Consider the following 1,748-nt stretch of genomic DNA (forward strand, 5'->3'; position numbering starts at 1 on the left):
CGGGCATCGCTGGTGTTCCTTCCAGGTTTCGATGTATCCATCAAACCCGGTGCGGGACAGGGATGTTTCGCGAGCCAGGCTCGCACGGTGGGGGTCTTGTGGGTGCCGTAGTTGTCGCAGACGAGGTGTACGTCCAGCTCTGCCGGCACCGTCTTGTCGATCGTGATCAGGAACTTCCTGAACTCGACGGCGCGGTGCTGGCGGTGCAGTTCGCTGATCACGGTGCCGTCGGCGATGTTGAACGCCGCGAACAGGCTGGTGACGCCGTTGCGGGCGTAGTCGTGGGTGCGGCGTTCCGGCATGCCGGGCATCATTGGCAGCACTGGCTGGGATCTGTCGAGGGCCTGGACCTGGCTCTTCTCGTCGACGCAGAGCACCACGGCCCGCTCGGGTGGGTTGTGGTACAGCCCGACCACGTCGATGACCTTCTCGATGAACAGCGGGTCGGTGGACAGCTTGAACGTGTCGGCACGGTGGGGCTTGAGACCGAAGTCGCGCCAGATCCGCCCGATCGTGGACTTGGACAACCCGGACCTGTCCGCCATCGACTTGCGGGACCAGTGGGTGGCGTTACGTGGAGTCTGTGCCAGGGTCGCGACCACCACATCCTCGACCTGGTCAAGGCTGATCGATGGCGGGCGGCCCGGCCGTTCTTCGTCCACCAGGCCATCCAGGCGTAGCTCCAGGAAACGCCGCCGCCACTTACCCACAGTGGACAAATGCACGCCGAGACTCGACGCGACGTCAGTGTTCGACGCCCCTTCAGCGCACGCCAGGATGATCCGCGAACGCATCGCCAGAACCTGTGACGACTTCGCCCGTCGTGACCAGCGAGTCAACGTCGCCCGCTCTTCGTCGGTCAGCGTCAGCGGCGGGGTAGGACGACCAGTTCTCGGCATCCCTCCACCCTACCCACTTATCAGGCGAATTTTCGGCGCAGGACACTAGCCGTGTCCCGCTGGATCGAGAACACCACCGGCTGGAGCATCAGACGCTTCGTCACCACCGCCCGCCGCTACCACACCGTCACGATCCGGGCCGGCGACCACACCATCACCGCAGCCGACCCCATCCCCAACGACCTCCACACCGCACTCAACGCCATCCACCGCACACACTAAATGAGCCAAATCGGGTTTCATCGATGATCACGGATACTAGTTCCGTCCTGACGGCAACCGTGACGGCAACATCGGCCACCGCCGCCAGCACAAATGGCAGCGCCCCGGCTGCGCACGGAAACCGGAGCACTGCGCAGGATGAATTGGCTAGATTGACTCGCCCGCCACGCCACTGAATCCGACGAGACCGGCCCTCTTCGCCATGGACAGGATTTCCGGCAAGTAGTCCAACTGTCGGACAGACAGAGTCAAGAGCACATACTTCATTGCGTCATCCGGACTGTCTTCCAGGTCGAACTCCGAAGGCTCCAGCACATCTTCGATGTCGGGCCAACGCGTTAGCAGTTCTTCACGGAACCGCATTATGTCCGAGCTCGAAGAGAGGTCGCTAGCGTCACCCTCAGCGAGCTTGTCAAAAATCTCCTCGGGGTTACCCGTGCCATGCTTCCAGAATCCGAAATCACTGCTCACGACGCCATCTGAGGGGCCTCGCGTTTTCCGGACAGTGGTTCGGCCGGTTCTTTCACGCCGCGATTTGAAGGTTCTCGAACTCTGCGTGGACTTCCCGGGGAGGTCGGTAGCCCACCGCTGAATGCAGACGCTGACGATTGTACCAGAATTCGATGT

2 protein-coding genes and 1 pseudogene are annotated in these 1,748 nt (G+C 62.1%); 1 reads left to right on the top strand and 2 read right to left on the bottom strand.

What is annotated here, in order from left to right:
• On the bottom strand, positions 1-899 hold an 899-nt coding region (locus ACFHWT_RS31175), incomplete at its 3' end, for an IS630 family transposase (RefSeq protein WP_416598257.1).
• A gap of 45 nt (positions 900-944) precedes the next feature.
• Between ACFHWT_RS31175 and ACFHWT_RS31180 the strand changes: the two are divergent.
• Positions 945-1,121 (top strand): annotated as a pseudogene (locus ACFHWT_RS31180) (IS1634 family transposase); the annotation flags it as partial.
• A gap of 147 nt (positions 1,122-1,268) precedes the next feature.
• Here the strand turns inward: ACFHWT_RS31180 and ACFHWT_RS31185 are convergent.
• The gene (locus tag ACFHWT_RS31185) at positions 1,269-1,592 is read right to left on the bottom strand and encodes a hypothetical protein (RefSeq protein ID WP_416598259.1); all 324 of its coding nucleotides are present in this window, start codon (positions 1,590-1,592) and stop codon (positions 1,269-1,271) included.
• Positions 1,593-1,748 lie beyond the last annotated feature (156 nt).

Source organism: Micromonospora sp. LOL_021 (genome assembly GCF_048060215.1).
Classification (GTDB): Bacteria; Actinomycetota; Actinomycetes; order Mycobacteriales; family Micromonosporaceae; genus Micromonospora_E.